This window comes from Dyella japonica (assembly GCF_040545895.1).
In the GTDB taxonomy this organism is placed as follows: Bacteria; Pseudomonadota; Gammaproteobacteria; order Xanthomonadales; family Rhodanobacteraceae; genus Dyella; species Dyella japonica_D.
The window spans coordinates 241,478-260,258 of record NZ_JBEPMU010000005.1; the positions used below are offsets into that span (position 1 = coordinate 241,478).

The window sequence follows — 18,781 nt, forward strand, 5'->3', positions numbered from 1 at the left end:
GGCGATACTTCCATGATCGCCGGGAACGCCGGAATGGGGTTAAAACTGCGGGCTCAGTCCGCCACGTCGGCGATCAGGCGATCGAGTTCGGTCTTCAGCCATGCGCCGTTGAGGCGCAACCAATCGCGCTGCTCGCGCCATTCGGGAAAGAGCCCTTCCACTTGTTGCCAGAAGCGTGGCGCATGGCTGCGTACCTTGAGATGGCACAGCTCATGGGCGAGCACGTACTTCAGTGCATTGGGCGGCGCGAGCGCCAGCGCGAGATCGAGGTTGATGCGGTCGCGCGTGTCCAGGCTGCCCCACAGGCTCTTCATGGGACGCACGCGCAACGCCGTGGGCGCCAGTCCCAGTTGCGGCACGTAGCCCGCCAGCCAGCGCGACACATCGCGACGGATCTGCGATTCGAAATACGACGCGAGCAAGCCACGCGCTACCGGCAACGCACGCGTGTGCGGACGGGGAATTACCAGCGTAAGCGTGCCCTCGCCCGCATCGACGCGCGGATATGGGCCTTCTGTCCAATCGAGCTGCACGGTTTCGCCGCGCAGCGGAAATTCCGTGGGTGTACCGACGCGCAGCGGCGGCAGCGGCTTGACGATGAGGTGCAACTCGTCGAGCTTGCGTTCGAGCCAGTCGGCGTGATGACGCAGGAACGCGCTCACCTGCGCCGGATGCGTGCCGTGCGGATACGACACGCGCGCACCCTTGGGCGTCACCGTGAGCCGCAACCGGCGTGCGCGTGGATGGGCGGCCTTGAGCACACGAATCGTGCTGCCGCTCGCGGTGGCCAGTTCCAGCCAATCGCCTTCAAGGTGCTGCGTCATGTCCCCGCCTTAACTGCATGGCGTCCACGCCGACCGATGTCCAAAGGGAAGCCAGTGTCCCAAAGGAAATGTGGGGGGAGCATGCAGGCTTCGCAAGGCGATCCGATGACCGTCCCGACCATACGGTCGGGACGGCTGAGCCTGAACGAAGCGGCTCAGGCCTCGGCGGGACGCGGCAGGCCGAACCACTCTTCCAGCTTGCCCAGCAGGCGCTCGACCTCGAGCGTGAGCAGGGTGAAGGTGGCATCGGCTTCGGCAGCGGCGTCCGGGTGGCTGTCGCCCAGTTCCTCGGTGACCACGTCGAGGAACTTGAGCTTGCGGACGATCAGGTCCTCGCCCAGCACGAAGCTCATGCGCTCATCGAAGGTGAGACCCAGCTGGAACACCTGCTTGCCGTTGCGCAGGTGCTCCTTCACTTCCTCGCCGTCCAGGTCCTGGCGGCGGCACTTGGCGATGGCGCCCGTGGCGGAGGCCGGGTCGCGCAGTTCCACCTCGTCGCCCAGCGCAAGGCCGGCCGGCAGGTTCCCGTTGGCCAGCCAGTCGGTCATGAGCACGCGGGGGCCCTCTTCGGGCGCCAGCGGCACGGCCGGGAAACTGCCCAGCGCCTCGCGGATCTGGGTGAGCGTGTTCTCGGCGGACTTGCGGCTGGAGGTATCGAGCACCAGCCAGCCGTTCTTCTTGTCCACGTACGCGCGCTGGCGCGAGCTGCGGATGAAGGCGCGCGGCACCAGCTCGTTGAGCACGTCCTCCTTGATGCGCTTGCGCTCGCGACCGCCGACCTTGCGGCCTTCTTCTTCAGCGATCTTCTGCACGCGGCGCTGAAGTTCATCGTTCACCACGGAACCGGGGAGGAGTTTGTCCTCACCGCCCACGGTGACCATGGTGCAGGCATTCACGGCGTGCGTGAGCGGCGCCTCGTCGCCACGGCCCACCGGCGGCACGAAACCCTTGGTGCCCATTTCCATGGGACCGCAGGGGCGCAGGCGATGGTCGCCCAGGGCGTCGTCCAGGCGGTTGAGGTCTTCGGAAATGGCAGGAGAAAAGCGAAACAGCGTGAGATTGCGGAAGAACATTCGGTATCCGTGCTTTTGCCATCAGCCGGCGCCCCGAAGGGGCCGGCATGACGAGCGTGTATGACTCAGGTTCTTATCGGCTGACCGCAGCGACTGCGTTCACCACCGTATCCAGGTTCGCGCGGTTCAACGCCGCGACGCAGATGCGGCCAGTGCCGATGGCGTAGATGGCGTATTCCTCGCGCAGGCGGTCGACCTGGGCCTTGCTGAGGCCCGAGTACGAGAACATGCCGGCCTGCTCCTGGATGAAGCCGAAGTGCGGTGCGCCCGCAGCGGCCAGCTTCTCCACCATGCCGGCACGCATCGCGTGGATGCGCTCACGCATTTCGCCCAGCTCCTGTTCCCACATGGCCTTCAGCTCGGCGCTGCCCAGCACGGTGGAAACCAGCAAGCCGCCGTGCGTGGCCGGGCTGGAATAGTTGGAGCGGATGGTGCGCTTCACCAGCGACTGCACGCGCAGCGCTTCATCACGCGTCCTGCCCACGATGGAGAGCGCACCCACGCGTTCGCCATACAGCGAGAACGACTTGGAATACGAGTTGGCGACGACGAACGCATCGATGCCGGAGGCGGCGAACAGGCGCACGGCGGTGGCGTCGGTGTCGATGCCTTCGTCGAAGCCCTGGTAAGCCATGTCGATGAAGGGCATCAGGTTGCGCTCCTTCACCAGCTCCACCACCTGCTGCCACTGCTCGGCGTTGAGATCCACGCCGGTCGGGTTGTGGCAGCACGCGTGCAGCAGCACCACGGTGCCCGGTTCCAGCTTGCCGAGGTCGGCCAGCATGCCGGGGAAATCCAGGCCGTGCGTGGCGGCGTCGTAATAGGCGTAATCCACCACCTCGAAACCGGCCGAGGCGAACACCACCCGGTGGTTTTCCCAGCTCGGGCTGCTGATGGCGATCTTCGCGTTCGGCAGCACTTTCTTCAGCAGGTCGGCGCCGATGCGCAGCGCGCCGCTGCCGCCGATGGTCTGCGAAGTGGCCACGCGGCCGGCGGCCAGCAGCGGCGAGTCTTCGCCGAACACCAGCTTCTGGGTGGCGAGGTTGTACGCCGGCAGGCCGTCGATGGGGATGTAGCCGCGCGGCTTGGCTTCCTGCGCCAGCTTCTGTTCCACCTGCTGCACGGCGCGCAGCAGCGGAATGCGGCCCTGCTCGTCGTAATAGATGCCCACGCCCAGGTTGACCTTGCCCGGACGGGTGTCGGCCACGAAGGCCTCGGTGAGTCCCAGGATCGGATCGCCCGGGGTCATTTCAACGGATGCAAAGAGAGACACGGCGTTACTCGATTCGAAGGTTGAAAGATTCACGACTCGTCCGGCATGCCGGCAAGCCATTCGTGCGCATCAGCGCGGGCGACACCTTCGCGCGCGCCCAGCGTGGCGAAGTCAAACAGGTTGCGATCGGCGAGCTGGGAGGGCTGCACACTGCCCAGCGCGCGGAAAATGTTCTCGGCGCGGCCGGGTTGGGTTTTCTCCCAGTCCTCCATCATGCGCCTAACCGCCTTACGTTGCAGGTTTTCCTGCGAGCCGCAGAGATTGCAGGGGATGATGGGGAACTGCCGTTCCTGCGCGTACTCGGCGATGTCGCTTTCCTTGCAGTACGCCAGCGGGCGGATCACCACGTGGCGGCCGTCATCCGAGCGCAGCTTGGGAGGCATGGCCTTCAGTTGCGCCTGGTAAAACATGTTCAGGAAGAACGTGCCCAGGATGTCGTCGCGGTGATGGCCCAGCGCGATCTTGCTGACGCCATTGGCCGCCGCCCAGTGGTACAGCGCGCCGCGCCGCAGGCGCGAGCACAGGCTGCACATGGTCTTGCCCTCGGGAATCACCCGGGTGACGGTGCTGTAGGTGTCCTGCTCGATGATGTGGAACGGCACGCCGCGCGCGGTGAGATATTCCGGCAGCACGTGCGCGGGAAAGCCCGGCTGTTTCTGGTCCAGGTTCACCGCGACGATCTCGAAGCGCACCGGCGCCTTCGCCTGCAACGACAGCAGCACATCGAGCAGCGTGTACGAGTCCTTGCCGCCGGACAGGCACACCATCACCTTGTCGCCGTCCTCGATCATGTTGAAGTCGGCAATGGCCTGGCCCACCTGATGACGCAGGCGCTTGGCCAGCTTGGCGGCCTCGTAGTGCTGCTTGCGGGTGGCGTCGGGCTGGGCGGACATGGTCGGTCGGAAACGGGACGGCCTCCCATTGTAACGGGCTGGCCGCCCGGAGCAGGTTCTTTGTGTCCGGCGGCGCTACACTGAGCGTGATTTCCCAGCCAGTCGCCCGTCATGCAGGTCCAGGACCAAGCCGAGATTGCCCATTTGCTGGCCGAGTTGCGCGTTGAGCACCGCGACCTCGATGTGGCCATCGAGCACCTGGCCGCGTCGCTGAGCCGCGACGAGCTGCAGATCACGCGCCTGAAGAAGCGCAAGCTGCTGCTGAAGGACCATATCGCGCGGCTGGAAAGCAAGCTGATACCCGACTTGGACGCCTGAGCGTCCCATCCCCGGAGCACCGATGCCCGCGCTGACGCCTGTCCTGCTGGAAGACGCCTTCGTCGCCCTCGAACCCCTCACACCCGATCACGCGCCAGCGCTCGAAGCTGCGGCCGCCGACGGCGAGGTGTGGAAGCTCTGGTTCGCCAGCACGCCGGCCCCGGGGGAAATGGGCGCCTACATCGCCAAGGCGCTGGAAGGCCATGCAGCCGGGCTGATGCTGCCTTTCGCCGTGCGGGAAAAGAGCAGCGGCGAGATCGTCGGCACCACGCGCTTCTACAACTACGTCGACGATCCGCGCCGGGTCGCCATCGGCTACACCTGGTATGCCAAGCGCTGGCAGAAGAGCCACCTCAACACCGCGTGCAAGCGCCTGCTGTTGCAGTACGCCTTTGAGACGCTGGGTTGCGTGGCCGTGGAGTTCCACACCGACCACCGCAACCTCGACTCGCAGCGGGCCATCGAACGCCTCGGTGCACGTCGCGAGGGCGTGCTGCGCCAACACAAGCGCCGCCCGGACGGCACGCTGCGCGACACCGTGTGCTTCAGCGTGATAGACAGCGAATGGCCCGACGTGTCGCGCTGGCTGGCGCTGCGCCTGGAGCGCTTGGCCGGCTGATCCGCGTACCTGTCGCCGGTCGCTTGCAGGAGCGAAAGTCAGAGCAGCTGATTGACCAGGCGATCCAGCCGCACGCGCCGCATGCGACGCAGCAGCTTGCGCACTTCCGGCGGATAGCTGCGCGCGCCGGGCAGATCGCGATAGTGCGATACGCGCGTGGCATGACGGCGCAGCGATTGCCATTCCGCCTCGTGCTGCGCCACCAGCTTGCGCCATGGATCGCGTAGCAGCAGGCCGTTTTCCAGGTCCAGCGCCCAGGCACGCGGGTTGAGGTTGTTGCCGGTGAGCACGGCGGTCTCCTCGTCCACGAACAGGCCCTTGAGGTGATAGGTGTTGTCACCGTCTCGCCACAGCCACAGGTTCAGCTGTCCGCTGTCGATGGCGCCTTGATGCAGGCGCGCGAAGCGACGCAGGTTGGCTTCGTACAGGTACGGCAACAGGCCGATGCGGCTGAACGGCTGCTCCGGTGGAATGTAGAAATCATTGGCGGTCTTGTCGCCCACCATGATGTCCAGCTGGCAACCACGACGCAGCAGATGGCCGATCACCGTGCGCACCGGGCGCGGCAGGTTGAAGTACGGCGTGAGCAGGATCACGCGCTTCTGCGCGCTGCGCAGCAGGTCCAGCAGCGTTTCATTGAGCGCATTGTCGTTGCGCCCGAAACCGGCCAGCGGAATCACCGAGACATCGCCCTGGCGCGGCACGTCGTTCGTACCGGTGTACTGCGCCTGCTGCAGCGACTGGCGCAGGCGGCGGATAGGCTCCTGCAGGTCGCGCGAACGCGGCTGCGGCAGGCGGTCCAGTCGCGGCACCGCGTCGCTGCCGCGGAACTGGCCATCGACGTAGGCCGCCATGCTGTCCGCCAACGGCTGGTGGCGGATCAGGTGATAACGATCGAGGCGATAACGACCATGCCTGGCGAGATAGACGTCGTTGAGGCTCGCGCCGCTGTAAAGCACCGCGTCATCGATGATGAAGCCCTTCAGATGCAGCACACCGAACAGCTCGCGCGTCTGCACCGGCACGCCGCGGATCACCACGCCATCGCCCAGGCGCTGTGCGTACTCGCGATACATCGCGGCATTGCCTTCGCTATTGCCTTTGCCGATCAGGCCGCGACGGGCGCGATGCCAGTCAACATAGACCTCGATGGAAAGCTGCGGACGTGCGGCGCGCGCCGCATGCAGCGCCTCGATCACTTCGCGGCCCGCGTCATCGTCCTGCACGTACAGTGCGACCAATACGATGCGACGCTGCGCCTGGGAAATCAGCGAAAGCAGCATCTCGCGAAACGCAGCCGGGCCCGCCAGCGTGGTGATCGCCTCCGCGGGAACGGCGAAATTCACGTGTCCGGAAACATCGAGCTCACGCCGTCGACGCAGGGAAAGCAGTCGACGGGCAAGGCTTCGTGGCGAGGGTAGCGGTCGATTCATGGCCTCCCATGGTAATCAACCCGACTTGAATGGTGGAGCGCATGTGCCTGCGCTGGCACCGACACCGTCAACGCGGTGTCGGCGCTTCGTGCACAAGTCGTGTCCGCACAGGCAGTTACTGCGACTCGTGTTCCTGGTCGAGCACGTGGCGCGGTTGCACGTCGATGCTCACCGTCATGCCTGCCGAGAGGATCAGGCCCTTCGGTTCACTCGCTTCATCGATGTCCACGCGCACCGGCACGCGCTGCGCGAGGCGTACCCAGTTGAAGGTGGGGTTCACGTCGGCCAGCAAGTCGCGGCCAGTGGGATTGTCGCGATCGGTAATGCCGCGTGCCACGCCGGTGATGCGTCCCTTGAGATGGATGCCGCCGCTGAGCATGCGGATGGTCACCGGGTCGCCCACGCGCAGGTGCGGCAGCTTGGTTTCTTCGAAATAGCCGTAGATGTAGTAGCTGTGGCGATCGATCAGCGCGAGGCGCGGGCTGCCCGTGGCGGCATAGTCGCCCACGCGCACGTCGAGGTTGGTGACGTAGCCGTCCACCGGCGCGCGCACTTCGGTGCGTTCGAGATCGAGCTTGGCGCGATCCACGGCGACTTGCGCCTGCACCACCGCCGCTTCCGCCTGTTCACGCGAGGCATTCGCCTGATGGCCGCTGGCCTGCGCCTGTTCCCAGATGGCGCGCGCCGTCATGGCGGCGGACTTGGCGTCGGTGCGTTCCTCCTTCGGCACCACCTCGGCCAGTTCCTGGCGGCGCTGGGCCTGTTCCTGGCGCATGTCGTACTCGGCCTTGCGCGCGGCGGCACTCGCCAGCACGGCGTCAATGTTGGCGCCGGCGGCACGCGCGGCGGCCTTGGCCGCGTTGAGGTTTGCCTCTGCCTGCGCCAGCGCGATGTGGTAGCGCTCGGGATCGATCTCGAACAGCACGTCGCCTTTCTTCACTTCCTGGTTGTCGATCACCGGCACCTTGGTGACCAGGCCGGAAACGTCGGGCGCGATGCGGACAACTTCGGCGCGTACGCGTCCGTCACGCGTCCACGGTGCATAGAGGTAGTGCCGCCAGAGCGCGTGGCTCAGCAACAGCGCCACGATGACGATGACCGCGGTGATGGTGAATCGAAGCAGGGCTTGGGGTTGGATTTTCATAGGTCAGGGATACAGGAGCAGGCCAGCCGCGCCGAACAGCGCGAAGAACACGGCAACGCGGAACAGTGACGGATGCCAGACGTAGCGATACAGGCCATAGCGGCCGATGACCGTGTCGACTCCCCATAACACCAGCAGGCAACCCATATAAACCAGCAGCAAGCCTGGGACCAAGGCGTCGCCAAGCGCGACTTCACGGGGCATGGGCAATCTCCGGCGACTTGTCGATGTAGGGAGCGAGTGCGGATTCATCGTCGCGCAAGGCCGTGCGCAATTGCAGCAGGTGCGCCAACGCCGGCTGACAACTGGCGCGCGCCTGCGGTAGCGTTTGCGTGGTGAGCACGATCGCATGGTCCACGGCCTGGTCGGCACGACGCCAGCGCGCCTTGTCGGGCTCGTCATAGAGTTGAGCCAGCGCGTCCACGGCGTTCTGCATCGTCTCCATCAAGGGCGGCGGCAGTTCGGCATGCGTCATGTCCTGGCGCAGCTCGATCACCGCGCGTCCGCAGTCGTGCACGGCGAGCGCCCACGAGAACAGCGAGTGCGATTCCTCGCTGCCCTGCCGCGTGAACTGCACGATCTGGTGATACAAGTCGCGGTTCACGCTCTCGAAGCGATAGAGGATGCCGTCCATCGGCGCGGTGGCGGCGAACACCACCTGCCGGCGCAGTTGCACCAGCTGGCGCCGGCGTAGCCACTGCGTGCCGATCACCGTGGGGATGATCATGAAGGCGGCGCCACTCATCATCAGGCCGAACAGCGAAGCGATGCTGTCGTTGAGGAAGCGCTCGGGCGAATAGACCATCGGGTTCTTCAGCGCCAGGATGTACGCAAAGCCCAGCGAATAACCCGCCCCGTAACCCGGCAAGGTGGCATTGCGCGTGGTGAGGTACGGCCCTATCGCCAGCAACGGCGCCGTCACCAGGATCAGCATCAGGAAACCATCGCTGCCTGGCATCAGGCGGAACAGCACGAAATACGCTGCGACCAGCCCGGCCGCGTAGGCAATCCAGGTATTGGCCGTCGCCGCCAGCGGTGATGGCGATGCCGCCAACAGGCCGCTGAACACCGTCGCCAGCAGCAGTGCGCTGAGGCCGAACGTCCAACCCGTCTCCAGCCAGAACACGCTGAGCGCGGCCATGGTCAGGAACGTGCGCACGATGGCGATCAATGGCGCCGCATAGTCGTTGGCGCGCTTGAAGTCCACGCGCTCCACCGCGCCGCCCATCACGCCCTGGGTCTCGCGCAGCGTGGCTTCCAGCGAAGTGAAGTCGCGCAGCTCGGCCGCAAAGCGGCGCACCATTGTCGTGCCGCTGTCGAATTCCAGCAGCAGCTCGGGATCCTGCCGCAATCCTTCGCGCAACTCGGCCGCAAGCGCGGGAAGCTTCGCCTCGCAGGCTTCCAGCCGCGTGGCCAGCAAGCGGGGAATGGGCGTCTCCGATGGAGCGGGACTGAGCGCCTCGCCAATGGGCCGGTACAGCGCGATCAACGCGGCCGCGGTACGTGGATGATTGCTGCGCTGAAGTCGATTGATCAGGTGATGCAGCGACTGAAAACTGGTCGCCGCCGCCATGTAGCGCAGATTGAGCAACTGCATGCGACTGCTGCGTGCGCGTGCCTCGGGATCTTCGAAGATCACGGACGCGCGGAGGTCTTCGATCTGCACCGCCGCGCGCACGAAGCGAAGGTGTGCCTTTTCCATGTCCGCACGCGGAATCATGCCGCCGAGACTGTTGCGCGCGAAGTCGATGAAGTGCTGGTAATGCTCGCGCGCCACGCGACGCAACACCTGGCGCAGGCGCACCGGCAGCACCACGTCACTCACCAGGCCGGCCACGATCAGGCCCAGCATCACCTCGCTGACGCGCGCCACCGCCGAATCGAACACCGCCGTGGGATGATCGATCGCCGGCAGTATCACGATGAACGCGGTGTACCCGGCCAGCACGAAACCGTAGGACATGAAGTTGCGGTACAACACGGCGCCGCCGGCACACAACGCCACCCACAGCGACAGGCAGAGCAGGAAGAGTTCACGCTGCTGCGGAAAGGCCGACATCAACAGCACGCCGAACAAACTGCCGGCGCACGTACCCAGCGCGCGATAGAAGCTTTTCGCCAGCACCGTGCCGCTTTGCGGATGCATCACGATCGACACGGTGACCATCGTGGTCGATGGCTGCTCCAGCTGGAACACCATGGTGATCCACGCCGCCAGGTAGAACGCCAGCAAGGCCTTCAGCACGAAGATCCACGCCTGCGATTCTTCCGCGACGAAGTCGCGCAACCATGGGGGGTTGCGCCAAGACGAGAGGTCGGCTGACACGGCTGACATCGTCAGGTGCGCTCCAGTTGATCGAGGTATTTCTTGAGCAGGCGCTCGAGCTGCGCGACGTCGCGCTGGGCAAGCCCATCCACTTGCCAGTCCAGCAAGGCGCAGATCTCGGGCAGGAAGCTGTCGATCAGCGCCAGGCCTTCGTCGGTGAGCGTGAGCGTGACCTTGCGACGATCCTCTTCGCTGGCGTTTCGCGCAATCAAACCTTTGTCTGCAAGCTCGTTGCTGAGGCGCGTGATGTTCGCCGACTTCTCACCGGCGGCGTCAGCCAGCTCGGTGGGATGCAACGTATAGCCTTCCGTGCCGTAGAGCATCATCAGCAGGTTGTACTCCGGATGATTGATGCCATACGGGCGCAACAGCGCGTTCGTATCGTCCTGCACGCGCTTGTAGATGTGCTTGATCAGGCGAACGAGGATCGCCGGATCACGCGGAAACGCAGGATGACGCCGACGCGTCACCGCCAGGCGCTGCTCGGTGGGAACGAAACTGCTCATGGCGCGCGGCCCAAGTAATACATATATGTAATATATAGATGTAAATTTTATGCCCGCCCTCCCGGGCATGCAAGAGCGTCAACCTGCGCGCGTGAAAAAGGCGCCACGAGGGCGCCTTTCGGAGTGATGCGGTGGGTGGCTCGCCCGCCGCCCCGGCAAAGCCGGGACGTCGAGTGAGCGCGGCGCGTCGTCGACGCCCGCTCAGTTGCCCTTGACTGGGTACGTCTCAAACGCACCCGGCGCGGTGGCCCCGTTGGCTGCCGGATTCGGGTTGGCCGGATTCGGCGCGCGACCCGCCGGCGCCAGCTGGGCATTGCCGCACTGATAGGCACCCCACGGCTGCGAGCCGTCGGCGGGGTCGCCCAAAGGCTTGATGGTGTCGGCGTGCATCTTGGCGGCTTCGTTGCGCGCCATGACTTCCAGCTCGTCACGCACCTTGATGTCGTTGCGATTGACCGGACCGACGTGATCCATCACGGATACCGTGACCTTGCCCAGGTCACGACAGGAGGACACATCGCCGCTCCAGGCCGTGCGGACGTTCTTACCGGCATCGTCCAGCGTGATGCCGTAGGTGCAGGCGCCGAGCAAAGCGATGGGAACGAGCAACAGCAGGGTCTTGCGCATGAGTAACTCCGCGACGTGAATATGAAGAAGCCGGGCGGTCTCCCGCCCGGCCTCCATCCTAACCCGGGGACGTGAACCGCTCCCCACAAAATCTCACGCTTACTTCGACGGCGTGGACGTGACCTGCTTGCCGTCGCCGTCGATCACCTGCACGTCGCCCAGCTTCAGCGCACGCACCGGCTGCTCGATCTTCTTCAGATCGCCCACGATCACCCAGGTGAGCGCGTTGGGCTTGATGATCTCCTTGATCGCGCCTTCGGCATCGGGCTGCTTCACGGCTTCGGTGCGGGCCTTGAGCGTCTGCACATAGTCGTCCGGGCGGTTGTACTGGACGATCTCGCTCATCGCGCTGAGCACTTCGGAACCGGTCTCGAAGCTGCCTGGCAGACCGCGCACGTTGGAGTCCTTGATCTTGTCCACTTCCTGCTCGGTGAGCGGGCGGGCGCCGATCACCTCGGCCGCTTCCTTGGCCACTTCGTGCGCGGACTCGGCAGTCTTGTCGGTCTGCACCGGCGCATACATCAGGAACGGACGCTGGCCGATCGCATCGCGCATGAAGCTGAAGGCGCCATAGGCCCAACGCTTGTCCTCGCGCAGGTTCATGTTGAGGCGCGAGGTGAAACTACCGCCGAAGGCGCCGTTGGCGACGTCGATGGCCAGCTCGTTCGGCGCCTTGCTGGACGGCGCGAGCAGGCCGGCAAGAATCAGCGACTGCGGCGCGTCCGGCTTGTCGATGAGGAACACGCGCGGCTTGGCCTGGGCAGCCACGGTCGCGATGTTCTTCTTCGGCACCGGGTTGGACGGTGCCTTCCAGTCGCCGAAGGCGGCATCGAGCTGCGGGATGATCTGCTGCAGCGTGGTGTCGCCAGCGACCAGGATCTTCACGTTGTCCGGGCGTAGCCAGTCATTCTGGAAGGTCGCCAGATCCGATGCCTGCATGGCCTTGATCGCCGCTTCCGTGCCCGAACCGGTGAACGGAATGCCGTAGGCGTGGTTGGCGCCGTAAAGCAACGGCGGCAGCGTGCGCAGCGCCAGCGCGGTCGGCTGGGTCTTTTCCTGCGCGATGCCGGCCAGCCACTGGCCGCGGATGCGCTCGATGTCCTCGGACTTGAACGCCGGGTTGCGCACGATGTCGGCGAACAACGCCAGCGACGGCTGCAGCTGGTCGTTCAAGGCATTGAGCGACGCGGAGCACGCGTCCAGGCCGCAACCGATGCGGGTGATTGCACCCAGGCGCTGCTTGCGCTTGGCCACTTCCACCGAGTCGAGATCCTTGGTGCTCTCGTTCATCAGCGTGGTGGTGAAGCTGGCGGTGCCGAGCTTGCGCCCCTGGTCGGCCGCGTAGCCGGCGTCGAACATGAGCTGCACATGCGTCACCGGAATGGTGTGGCGCTGCGCGAGGATCACCTCGATGCCGTTCTTCAGCTTGCCGCGTTCCAGCTCGGGGAATTTCAGGTCGGGGAACTGCGCCACCTGCGGCACGCCGCTTTTGCGGTCGACCGCGCTCTCGGCCACCTTGTACTCATGCAACACCGGCAGCTTGGCGTCGGGACGGCCCTTCTGCGGGCCCAGCGCCACGACCTTGGCGTCTTCGGTATCGGGGTTGAAGTCGTTGCCGGCGGGCAGCACGGTGAGCAGGTAATCGCCCTTGCTGAGCCACTTGTCGGCGGCCGCCTTGACGCTGGCCGGCGTGGCGGCGTTGGCGCGTTCCAGGTCCTTCTTGTAGGCACCCGGATCGCCGCGATACACCTGACCCTCGGCCAGAATCACCGCCTTGCCGCCGAAGCCGCCGACCTTTTCCAGGCCGCGCACGAAACCGGCGCGGTTGCCGATCTTCGCGCGCTCCAGTTCGTCGGCGGTGGGGCCGTCGGCGAGGAACTTCTTCACTTCTTCGGCAATGACCGCTTCGACCTTGGCCTGGTCCACGCCTTCCTTGATGTCGGCCTGGATCTGGAACTGGCTGGCCAGCGCGAACGGCGAAATGCTGGCGGACACGTCGTCGACCAGCTTGTCCTGGTAGACCAGGCGCTGGTACAGGCGCGAGGTCTTGCCGCCGCCGAGCACGGTGGAGGCGAGGTCGAGCTGGATCGCATCGTCCGTACCCAGCTGTGGCACCACCCAAGTGCGATAGATGCGCGGCTGCGCCACATGGTCGTGCTGGATGCCGCGCGTCGACTTGGTGAGCGGCGTGATCCACGCCTGCTGGCGCGGCACCGGCGGGCCGGCGGGAATGTCGCCGAAATACTTCTCGGCCTTGGCCTTGGCTTCCGCGACCGTGATGTCGCCAGCCAGCACCAGGGTGGTGTTGGCGGCGCCGTAGTAGTCGTGGAACCACTGCTTCACGTCGCCCAGCGAGGCGGCGTTGAGATCGGCCATCGAACCGATGGTGTCGTGCTGGTACGGATGGTTGCCCGGGTAGGTGTTGGACAGGATGTTCTGGTCCACGCGGCCGTACGGGCGGTTCTCGCCCTGGCGCTTTTCGTTCTGCACCACGCCGCGCTGGGTGTCGAGTTCCTTCTGGCCGATGGCACCAAGCAGGTGGCCCATGCGGTCGGATTCCATCCACAGCGCCATGTCGAGCGCGGTGGTCGGCACGGTTTCGAAATAGTTGGTGCGGTCGAACCAGGTGGTGCCGTTCATGTCGGTGGCACCGGCCAGCTCGAACGGCTGGAAGTACGTGCCCTTGTGGTTCTCCGAGCCGGAGAACATCAGGTGCTCGAACAGGTGCGCGAAACCGGTCTTGCCCTTGGGCTCATCGGCCGAGCCCACGTGGTACCAGATGCTCACGGCCACCACGGGTGCCTTGTGGTCTTCGTGCACCACGACCGTGAGGCCGTTGGGCAGCGTGAAGCGGGTAAAGGCGATGTCCGGAACCGCCTGGGTGGCTTCGGCGGCGGCCGCCTGGGGAAGCGCGATGGCAGGCAAACCGGCCGACATGCTGAGCACTCCTGCGACGAGTAGGGCGAGGGGCTTTCTTGCCATCACGACACTCCTGTTTTCTTCGGCGAATGAACGTTCCGAGGCTAGCCACGGCCCGGAACCTTGGCAAATGACCAATGGCATGGTGGACAACGTCTGCGAGGCTTCGTTCGACGCAAGAACATGCATGCAGGACGTTGCGACGTCCGCACCGGTGTCCGCAGCTGTCCGGCCACGCCCGGTCGCTGTCCGCGGACAGCCAAGCCCCCAGCCCAACGCCAGATAATTTTCAACAAAGACAGTCACTTGAACACGACCAGAGGCTTGGCACGGCGCTTGCCATATCTACAGCGCAGGACTACCCCACCTTTCATCGGAGACATGATCATGAAATTCGAAACCTTGATGCTGCGCGGCCTCTTCGTTGCTTGCCTGCTGGTTTGCGGACTCGTGCTGGGTGCCATGGTGAACGCGTCGCCCGAAGCCATCCGCCTCGCCGCTGCCGGCAGCGCGGGCCAGCTGATCGCCCCCACCGCTTGCGCACTGCCGCCCGACGGCGTGGTGTGCCCGCGCATCTCCAACGGCTGAGCAAGGACGCTTAGCGTTTTACGGGTCCACGGATAGACCCGATAATGGCTGGATGCTGCATGTCATTCTCTACAGACCGGAAATTCCGCCCAATACGGGCAACGCGATCAGGTTGTGCGCCAACACCGGCGCCTCGCTGCACCTGATCCGCCCCCTGGGCTTCGAGCTGGACGATGCCCGCCTGCGCCGCGCAGGCCTGGACTACCACGAATATGCGCAGCTGGCCGTGCATGACGACCTCGCCAGCTGCCTTGAGAGCATCGGACAGCCACGGGTATTCGCGTTCTCTACGCGTGGCCGCGTGGCGCATGTCGATGCGCGTTTTGTCGAAGGCGACGCGCTGCTGTTCGGCTGCGAGACGGCGGGTTTACCGTCTGACGTCCTCGAGTCGCTTCCTGAAGCTCAGCGCCTGCGATTGCCCATGCGGCCCAATAGTCGAAGCCTCAATTTGTCCAATACCGTCGCTATTGCGGTGTATGAGGCGTGGCGGCAGATGGGGTTTGGAGGGGCGGCCCCGTAGCGCGCCGTTCTTGCTCGTCAGTCCGGCCTACCCGCAAAGGGGATGACGAGCGGAGGCGCTTTTCAACAGCCGAAGGCTGGTTTGTTTTGTTCGTCATTCCGGCGCAGGCCGGAATCCAGCGCCTCGATGTTGGGTTGTTGCGTTAGCGTCTGATCGCGCTTTTTGTGGTGCTACCGCGACCTGGCCGCCTGCGCGGCGGGCGTTTCGATCGGCTGCCGCCGCTCGAGTCACTTTTCTTTTGCTGGCCCAAAAGAAAAGTAACCCAAAGAAAATGGCCTTCAGAGCAAAGGCTCGTAGCGTTGTGTTGGATACGAGCTTTGGAGCCTTCGGGGCCCGGAACGTCACGATCTCTCTAATCAACGGTGCGGCTACATCGCCACGCGCCGCGACGAAGAGGGCTTAAAGCGCGAGTCGCTGTGCCGCTTCATCGCTGCAGGTTTTCGGTTTGCGCCGAGCACACTACTTCTCCCTCTTCCCCGGGGACAGGGCTGGGGCATTGCCACCTTTCGGTGGTAAGGGTCGGATGCTCGCGGGAACGCCGCAAAGTAGGCGGCTCAACCTCAGCCCCACGGCACGACCCGCTACAATCGGCAGCATGACTGCCCCTTCCCTCATGTCACTGCTGCCACGTCCCATGCGGGCCCTTGCCGGGCGCGCGTTGGAAACCGCGTTGAATCACACGCTGTCGCTCGACCCGGAAACGGCCGGGCGCCTGTCTGCGCTCGACGGTCGCAGCGTACAGCTGCATCTGCGCGGCCCCGAGCTGGCGCTGTCGGTGACGGTGGAAGGTGAGCGGTTGAAGGTCGGGCCTGCGCAGGACGACAACCACCTGCGCGTGGCCGCTACGCCGGGCAGCCTGCTGGCCATGCTGGTGAAGCGCGATGACGAAGGTGTTTCGCCAGGCAAGGTGGAAATCGCCGGTGACGCGGATCTCGCTCGCCGTCTGGAAAAACTCGCCAGCAAGTTCGCGCCGGATTTCGAGGAAGCCTTCGCACGCACCTTCGGCGATGTGCTGGGCGTGCCGCTCGCCAAGGCCGTTCGCAGCGGGTTGGCACATGCGAAGGAAACCGCCAGCCACCTCACCACCGACACCGCCGACTGGTTGCGCGATGAAGCGCGCGTGGCGGCAGCGCCCGGCGAAGTGGAAGGTTTTCTCGATGGTGTGGACGATCTGCGCGAACGCGCCGAGCGTCTCGAAGCGCGACTCGCACGCCTGGAGCTACGCCTGAAGAAGGGACCCGCCGCGTGAGGACGCCTCTGAAGGTCGTACCGCGCGTGATGCGCGTCGCTTCCGTGCTGCTTGCCTATCGTCTCGATGAACTGGTCGATGCGGCGCACCTGTTCCGTCCGCTCAAGCTGATTCGTCCTTTCGTCGCGCGGCCGCGCACTGATATCGCCCATCTCTCGCGCGGCGCACGATTGCGGCTCGCGCTCACCGAGCTCGGCCCGATCTTCGTCAAGGCCGGCCAGGTGCTTTCCACGCGCCGCGACCTCGTGCCGGCCGATATCGCCGATGAACTCGCGCAGCTGCAGGACCAGGTGCCGCCGTTCCCGGGCAGCGAAGCGCGCGCCATCATCGAGCAGGAGCTGAAAGCGCCCATCACGACGCTCTATACGAGCTTCGATGAAACGCCGCTGGCCTCCGCGTCCATCGCGCAGGTGCATGCCGCCACGCTGCAGGACGGCAGCGCCGTGGTGGTGAAAGTGCTGCGTCCAGGCATCGACCAGCAGATCGAACGCGACATCAAGTTGCTGCGCTCCTTGGGCGAACTGGCGCAACGCTGGCATCCGAATGCCGACAAGATCCGCCCGCTCGACGTCGTCGCCGAAGTCGAGAAGATGCTGGAAAACGAGCTGGACCTGCAGCGCGAAGGCGCCAGCGCCAGCCTGCTCCGACGCAATTTCGAAAGCGGCGTCGATCTCTACGTGCCGGCGGTGTTCTGGGATTACACCAGCGCCCACGTGCTCACGCTGGAGCGCGTGTACGGCGTGAGCTGCGACGACATCGCCTCGATCGATGCGGCCGGCATCGACCGCAAGGCATTGGCGGTGAAAGGCGTGCGCCTCTTCTACGAACAGGTGTTCCGCGACAATTTCTTCCACGCCGATGCGCACCCGGGCAACATCTGGGTCGACACCTCGCGCGCCAACGATGCGCGTTTCATCGCGCTCGATTTCGGCATCATGGGTTCGCTGCCGGAACAGGACCAATACTGGCTGGCGCAGAACTTCATCGCGCTGTTCGAGCGTGACTATGCGCGCATCGCACAACTGCACGTGGACGCCGGCTGGATGCCGTCCACCGTGCGCATCGACGAACTCACCGCCGCCGTGCGCACCGTGTGCGAGCCCTACTTCACGCGGCCGCTGTCGCAGATCTCGCTGGCCGAACTGGTGGTGAAGCTGTTCCAGACGGCACGGCGCTACGAACTGACGCTGCAGCCGCAGCTGATCCTGCTGCAGAAGACGCTGCTCAACATCGAAGGCGTCGGCCGCATGCTCGACCCGCAGATCGACATCTGGGCCGTGGCGCACCCGGTGCTCAAGCGTATCCTGCGCGAACGCTACAGTCCCCGCCGCACCCTGCGCGAAGTGCGCAAGCGCCTGCCGGAGTGGTTCCACGCCGCGCCGCAGTTTCCCGAGCTGGTACGCGATGCGTTGCGCGAAGTGGCCATGGGCGAACGTCGCGCGGTGAGCGACCCGGTCGAACTGGCGCAGCAGCGCGACGAGGCACAACGCACGCGGCGCGCGCTGTCGTTTGGGTTGCTGGGCGCCAGTTTGCTGATCGGCAGTGCGGTCTTGTGGACGCAGGCGTCCGAGCACGGCATCTGGCACGCCACGGCGATGGGCGTTGCTGGCCTCGTTGCCTTCGCAGCCGGATGGCCGCGCCGCTGACTATTTTCCATGTCATCCCGGCTTGGGTCGGATGACGTCGCCATTGGAAGGGCGCGCAGAACGCGGCGCCTTCCGGACATCCCATGCTCGACATCCTCTACCAAGACGACGCCCTCATCGCGGTGAACAAGCCCGCGGGCCTGGCCGTGCATCGCTCCAAAATGGTCGGTAATGCGGAGGAATTCCTCATCGACCTGTTGCGCGAGCAGGTGGGCGGTACCACGTATCTCGCCCATCGCCTCGACCGTGCCACCAGCGGCGCGCTGCTCGTGGCGCGTTCCTCGGAGATCGCCGCCGCGCTTGGCGAGCAGTTCATGGGCCGCGACGTGCACAAGCAATACCTGGCCGTGGTGCGCGGCTGGCCGGAACCGGAGGAAGCCCTGATCGACTATGCCCTGCCCGGCTCCCGCGACACGGGGCCGCGTCGCGAGGCACGCACCAGCTACCGGCGCTTGGCCACGGTGGAAGTGCCCATCGAACTGGGGCGCTATCCGCAGCAGCGTTACGCCATGGTGCTCGCGGAGCCGCAAACCGGTCGATTCCGGCAGATTCGCAAGCACATGGCGCACATCCATCACCCGATCATCGGCGATTGCCAGCACGGCCGAAGCGACCACAATCGCCTGTACAAGCAGTATTTCCGCTGCCACCGCATGCTGTTGCACGCCTGGCGCCTCAGTTTCGCCCACCCGGTGACCGGCCAACCAATGCGCCTGGAAGCACCGCTGGACGCCGCTTACGAGGGGCTGCTCGAACGATTTGGCTGGACCCTGCCCGCGTTGTGACGCACCGCGTCGTGGCGGTGTGTCACGCGCGCCCGCTA

Annotated in this window: 18 protein-coding genes; 7 read left to right on the forward strand and 11 right to left on the reverse strand. The window is 65.2% G+C overall.

Annotation, left to right across the window (positions count from 1 at the left end; genetic code table 11):
* Positions 1 to 53: 53 nt before the first annotated feature.
* From ABIC75_RS16850 to ttcA, 4 genes are all read right to left on the reverse strand, one after another.
* Complete coding sequence (locus tag ABIC75_RS16850) at positions 54 to 824, reverse strand: M48 family metallopeptidase (RefSeq protein ID WP_354015053.1); 771 nt, start codon at positions 822 to 824, stop codon at positions 54 to 56.
* A 155-nt stretch (positions 825 to 979) separates the two neighbouring features.
* Positions 980 to 1,897: a recombination-associated protein RdgC gene (locus ABIC75_RS16855; protein WP_354015054.1), complete on the reverse strand. Its 918-nt coding sequence runs from the start codon at positions 1,895 to 1,897 to the stop codon at positions 980 to 982.
* 73 nt (positions 1,898 to 1,970) lie between these two features.
* A complete protein-coding gene (locus tag ABIC75_RS16860) occupies positions 1,971 to 3,170 on the reverse strand; it encodes an amino acid aminotransferase (RefSeq protein ID WP_354015055.1) in 1,200 nt (399 codons plus the stop codon).
* 29 nt (positions 3,171 to 3,199) lie between these two features.
* Positions 3,200 to 4,063 (reverse strand): tRNA 2-thiocytidine(32) synthetase TtcA, encoded by an 864-nt coding sequence (ttcA, locus tag ABIC75_RS16865; RefSeq protein WP_354015056.1) that lies wholly within the window; start codon positions 4,061 to 4,063, stop codon positions 3,200 to 3,202.
* A 111-nt stretch (positions 4,064 to 4,174) separates the two neighbouring features.
* Between ttcA and ABIC75_RS16870 the strand changes: the two genes are divergently transcribed.
* Positions 4,175 to 4,381, forward strand: a complete 207-nt coding sequence (locus tag ABIC75_RS16870; protein ID WP_354015057.1) for a YdcH family protein — start codon at positions 4,175 to 4,177, stop codon at positions 4,379 to 4,381.
* Between the two features lie 22 nt (positions 4,382 to 4,403).
* On the forward strand, positions 4,404 to 5,000 hold the full coding sequence (locus ABIC75_RS16875) for a GNAT family N-acetyltransferase (protein WP_354015058.1): 597 nt from the start codon (positions 4,404 to 4,406) through the stop codon (positions 4,998 to 5,000).
* Positions 5,001 to 5,038: 38 nt separating this feature from the next.
* Here the strand turns inward: ABIC75_RS16875 and pssA are convergent, their stop codons facing one another.
* From pssA to ABIC75_RS16910, 7 genes are all read right to left on the reverse strand, one after another.
* Positions 5,039 to 6,433 (reverse strand): CDP-diacylglycerol--serine O-phosphatidyltransferase, encoded by a 1,395-nt coding sequence (pssA, locus tag ABIC75_RS16880; protein WP_354015059.1) that lies wholly within the window; start codon positions 6,431 to 6,433, stop codon positions 5,039 to 5,041.
* A 115-nt stretch (positions 6,434 to 6,548) separates the two neighbouring features.
* Entirely contained in the window at positions 6,549 to 7,577 is a 1,029-nt protein-coding gene (locus tag ABIC75_RS16885; protein WP_354015060.1) for an HlyD family secretion protein, read from the reverse strand.
* A gap of 3 nt (positions 7,578 to 7,580) precedes the next feature.
* Complete coding sequence (locus tag ABIC75_RS16890) at positions 7,581 to 7,781, reverse strand: DUF1656 domain-containing protein (protein ID WP_354015061.1); 201 nt, start codon at positions 7,779 to 7,781, stop codon at positions 7,581 to 7,583.
* Entirely contained in the window at positions 7,771 to 9,912 is a 2,142-nt protein-coding gene (locus tag ABIC75_RS16895) for an FUSC family protein (protein WP_354015062.1), read from the reverse strand. Before ABIC75_RS16895 ends, ABIC75_RS16890 begins: the two co-directional genes overlap by 11 nt.
* A 2-nt stretch (positions 9,913 to 9,914) precedes the next feature.
* On the reverse strand, positions 9,915 to 10,409 hold the full coding sequence (locus ABIC75_RS16900) for a MarR family transcriptional regulator (protein WP_354015063.1): 495 nt from the start codon (positions 10,407 to 10,409) through the stop codon (positions 9,915 to 9,917).
* A 201-nt stretch (positions 10,410 to 10,610) separates the two neighbouring features.
* Positions 10,611 to 11,036 carry a DUF4156 domain-containing protein gene (locus ABIC75_RS16905; RefSeq protein ID WP_354015064.1) on the reverse strand — a complete coding sequence of 142 codons (426 nt, stop codon included), beginning with the start codon at positions 11,034 to 11,036 and terminating at the stop codon, positions 10,611 to 10,613.
* Positions 11,037 to 11,135: 99 nt separating this feature from the next.
* On the reverse strand, positions 11,136 to 14,018 hold the full coding sequence (locus ABIC75_RS16910) for a M16 family metallopeptidase (protein ID WP_354015065.1): 2,883 nt from the start codon (positions 14,016 to 14,018) through the stop codon (positions 11,136 to 11,138).
* A 324-nt stretch (positions 14,019 to 14,342) separates the two neighbouring features.
* Here ABIC75_RS16910 and ABIC75_RS16915 point away from each other — a divergent pair, with 324 nt between their 5' ends.
* The 5 genes from ABIC75_RS16915 (at position 14,343) to ABIC75_RS16935 (ending at position 18,743) form a co-directional block, all read left to right on the forward strand.
* On the forward strand, positions 14,343 to 14,543 hold the full coding sequence (locus ABIC75_RS16915; RefSeq protein WP_354015066.1) for a hypothetical protein: 201 nt from the start codon (positions 14,343 to 14,345) through the stop codon (positions 14,541 to 14,543).
* A 52-nt stretch (positions 14,544 to 14,595) separates the two neighbouring features.
* A complete protein-coding gene (gene trmL, locus ABIC75_RS16920) occupies positions 14,596 to 15,063 on the forward strand; it encodes a tRNA (uridine(34)/cytosine(34)/5-carboxymethylaminomethyluridine(34)-2'-O)-methyltransferase TrmL (protein WP_354015067.1) in 468 nt (155 codons plus the stop codon).
* Between the two features lie 595 nt (positions 15,064 to 15,658).
* Positions 15,659 to 16,312 (forward strand): ubiquinone biosynthesis accessory factor UbiJ, encoded by a 654-nt coding sequence (locus tag ABIC75_RS16925; protein ID WP_354015068.1) that lies wholly within the window; start codon positions 15,659 to 15,661, stop codon positions 16,310 to 16,312.
* Positions 16,313 to 16,341: 29 nt separating this feature from the next.
* Positions 16,342 to 17,958, forward strand: a complete 1,617-nt coding sequence (gene ubiB / locus ABIC75_RS16930; protein ID WP_354015295.1) for a ubiquinone biosynthesis regulatory protein kinase UbiB — start codon at positions 16,342 to 16,344, stop codon at positions 17,956 to 17,958.
* A gap of 83 nt (positions 17,959 to 18,041) precedes the next feature.
* Positions 18,042 to 18,743, forward strand: coding sequence for a pseudouridine synthase (locus ABIC75_RS16935; RefSeq protein WP_354015069.1), 702 nt, complete (start codon positions 18,042 to 18,044; stop codon positions 18,741 to 18,743).
* Positions 18,744 to 18,781 lie beyond the last annotated feature (38 nt).

Excerpts from the sequence above, each read along its gene's own strand:
- ABIC75_RS16900 (WP_354015063.1), bottom strand. The coding sequence starts at position 10,409 with ATGAGCAGTTTCGTTCCCACCGAGCAGCGCCTGGCGGTGACGCGTCGG.
- trmL (WP_354015067.1), top strand. The coding sequence starts at position 14,596 with ATGCTGCATGTCATTCTCTACAGACCGGAAATTCCGCCCAATACGGGC.
- ABIC75_RS16925 (WP_354015068.1), top strand. The coding sequence starts at position 15,659 with ATGACTGCCCCTTCCCTCATGTCACTGCTGCCACGTCCCATGCGGGCC.
- ABIC75_RS16910 (WP_354015065.1), bottom strand. The coding sequence starts at position 14,018 with ATGGCAAGAAAGCCCCTCGCCCTACTCGTCGCAGGAGTGCTCAGCATG.
- ABIC75_RS16855 (WP_354015054.1), bottom strand. The coding sequence starts at position 1,897 with ATGTTCTTCCGCAATCTCACGCTGTTTCGCTTTTCTCCTGCCATTTCC.
- ubiB (WP_354015295.1), top strand. The coding sequence starts at position 16,342 with ATGCGCGTCGCTTCCGTGCTGCTTGCCTATCGTCTCGATGAACTGGTC.
- ABIC75_RS16890 (WP_354015061.1), bottom strand. The coding sequence starts at position 7,781 with ATGCCCCGTGAAGTCGCGCTTGGCGACGCCTTGGTCCCAGGCTTGCTG.
- ABIC75_RS16915 (WP_354015066.1), top strand. The coding sequence starts at position 14,343 with ATGAAATTCGAAACCTTGATGCTGCGCGGCCTCTTCGTTGCTTGCCTG.
- ABIC75_RS16935 (WP_354015069.1), top strand. The coding sequence starts at position 18,042 with ATGCTCGACATCCTCTACCAAGACGACGCCCTCATCGCGGTGAACAAG.
- ABIC75_RS16875 (WP_354015058.1), top strand. The coding sequence starts at position 4,404 with ATGCCCGCGCTGACGCCTGTCCTGCTGGAAGACGCCTTCGTCGCCCTC.
- ABIC75_RS16850 (WP_354015053.1), bottom strand. The coding sequence starts at position 824 with ATGACGCAGCACCTTGAAGGCGATTGGCTGGAACTGGCCACCGCGAGC.
- ABIC75_RS16885 (WP_354015060.1), bottom strand. The coding sequence starts at position 7,577 with ATGAAAATCCAACCCCAAGCCCTGCTTCGATTCACCATCACCGCGGTC.
- ttcA (WP_354015056.1), bottom strand. The coding sequence starts at position 4,063 with ATGTCCGCCCAGCCCGACGCCACCCGCAAGCAGCACTACGAGGCCGCC.
- ABIC75_RS16905 (WP_354015064.1), bottom strand. The coding sequence starts at position 11,036 with ATGCGCAAGACCCTGCTGTTGCTCGTTCCCATCGCTTTGCTCGGCGCC.
- pssA (WP_354015059.1), bottom strand. The coding sequence starts at position 6,433 with ATGAATCGACCGCTACCCTCGCCACGAAGCCTTGCCCGTCGACTGCTT.
- ABIC75_RS16870 (WP_354015057.1), top strand. The coding sequence starts at position 4,175 with ATGCAGGTCCAGGACCAAGCCGAGATTGCCCATTTGCTGGCCGAGTTG.
- ABIC75_RS16895 (WP_354015062.1), bottom strand. The coding sequence starts at position 9,912 with ATGTCAGCCGTGTCAGCCGACCTCTCGTCTTGGCGCAACCCCCCATGG.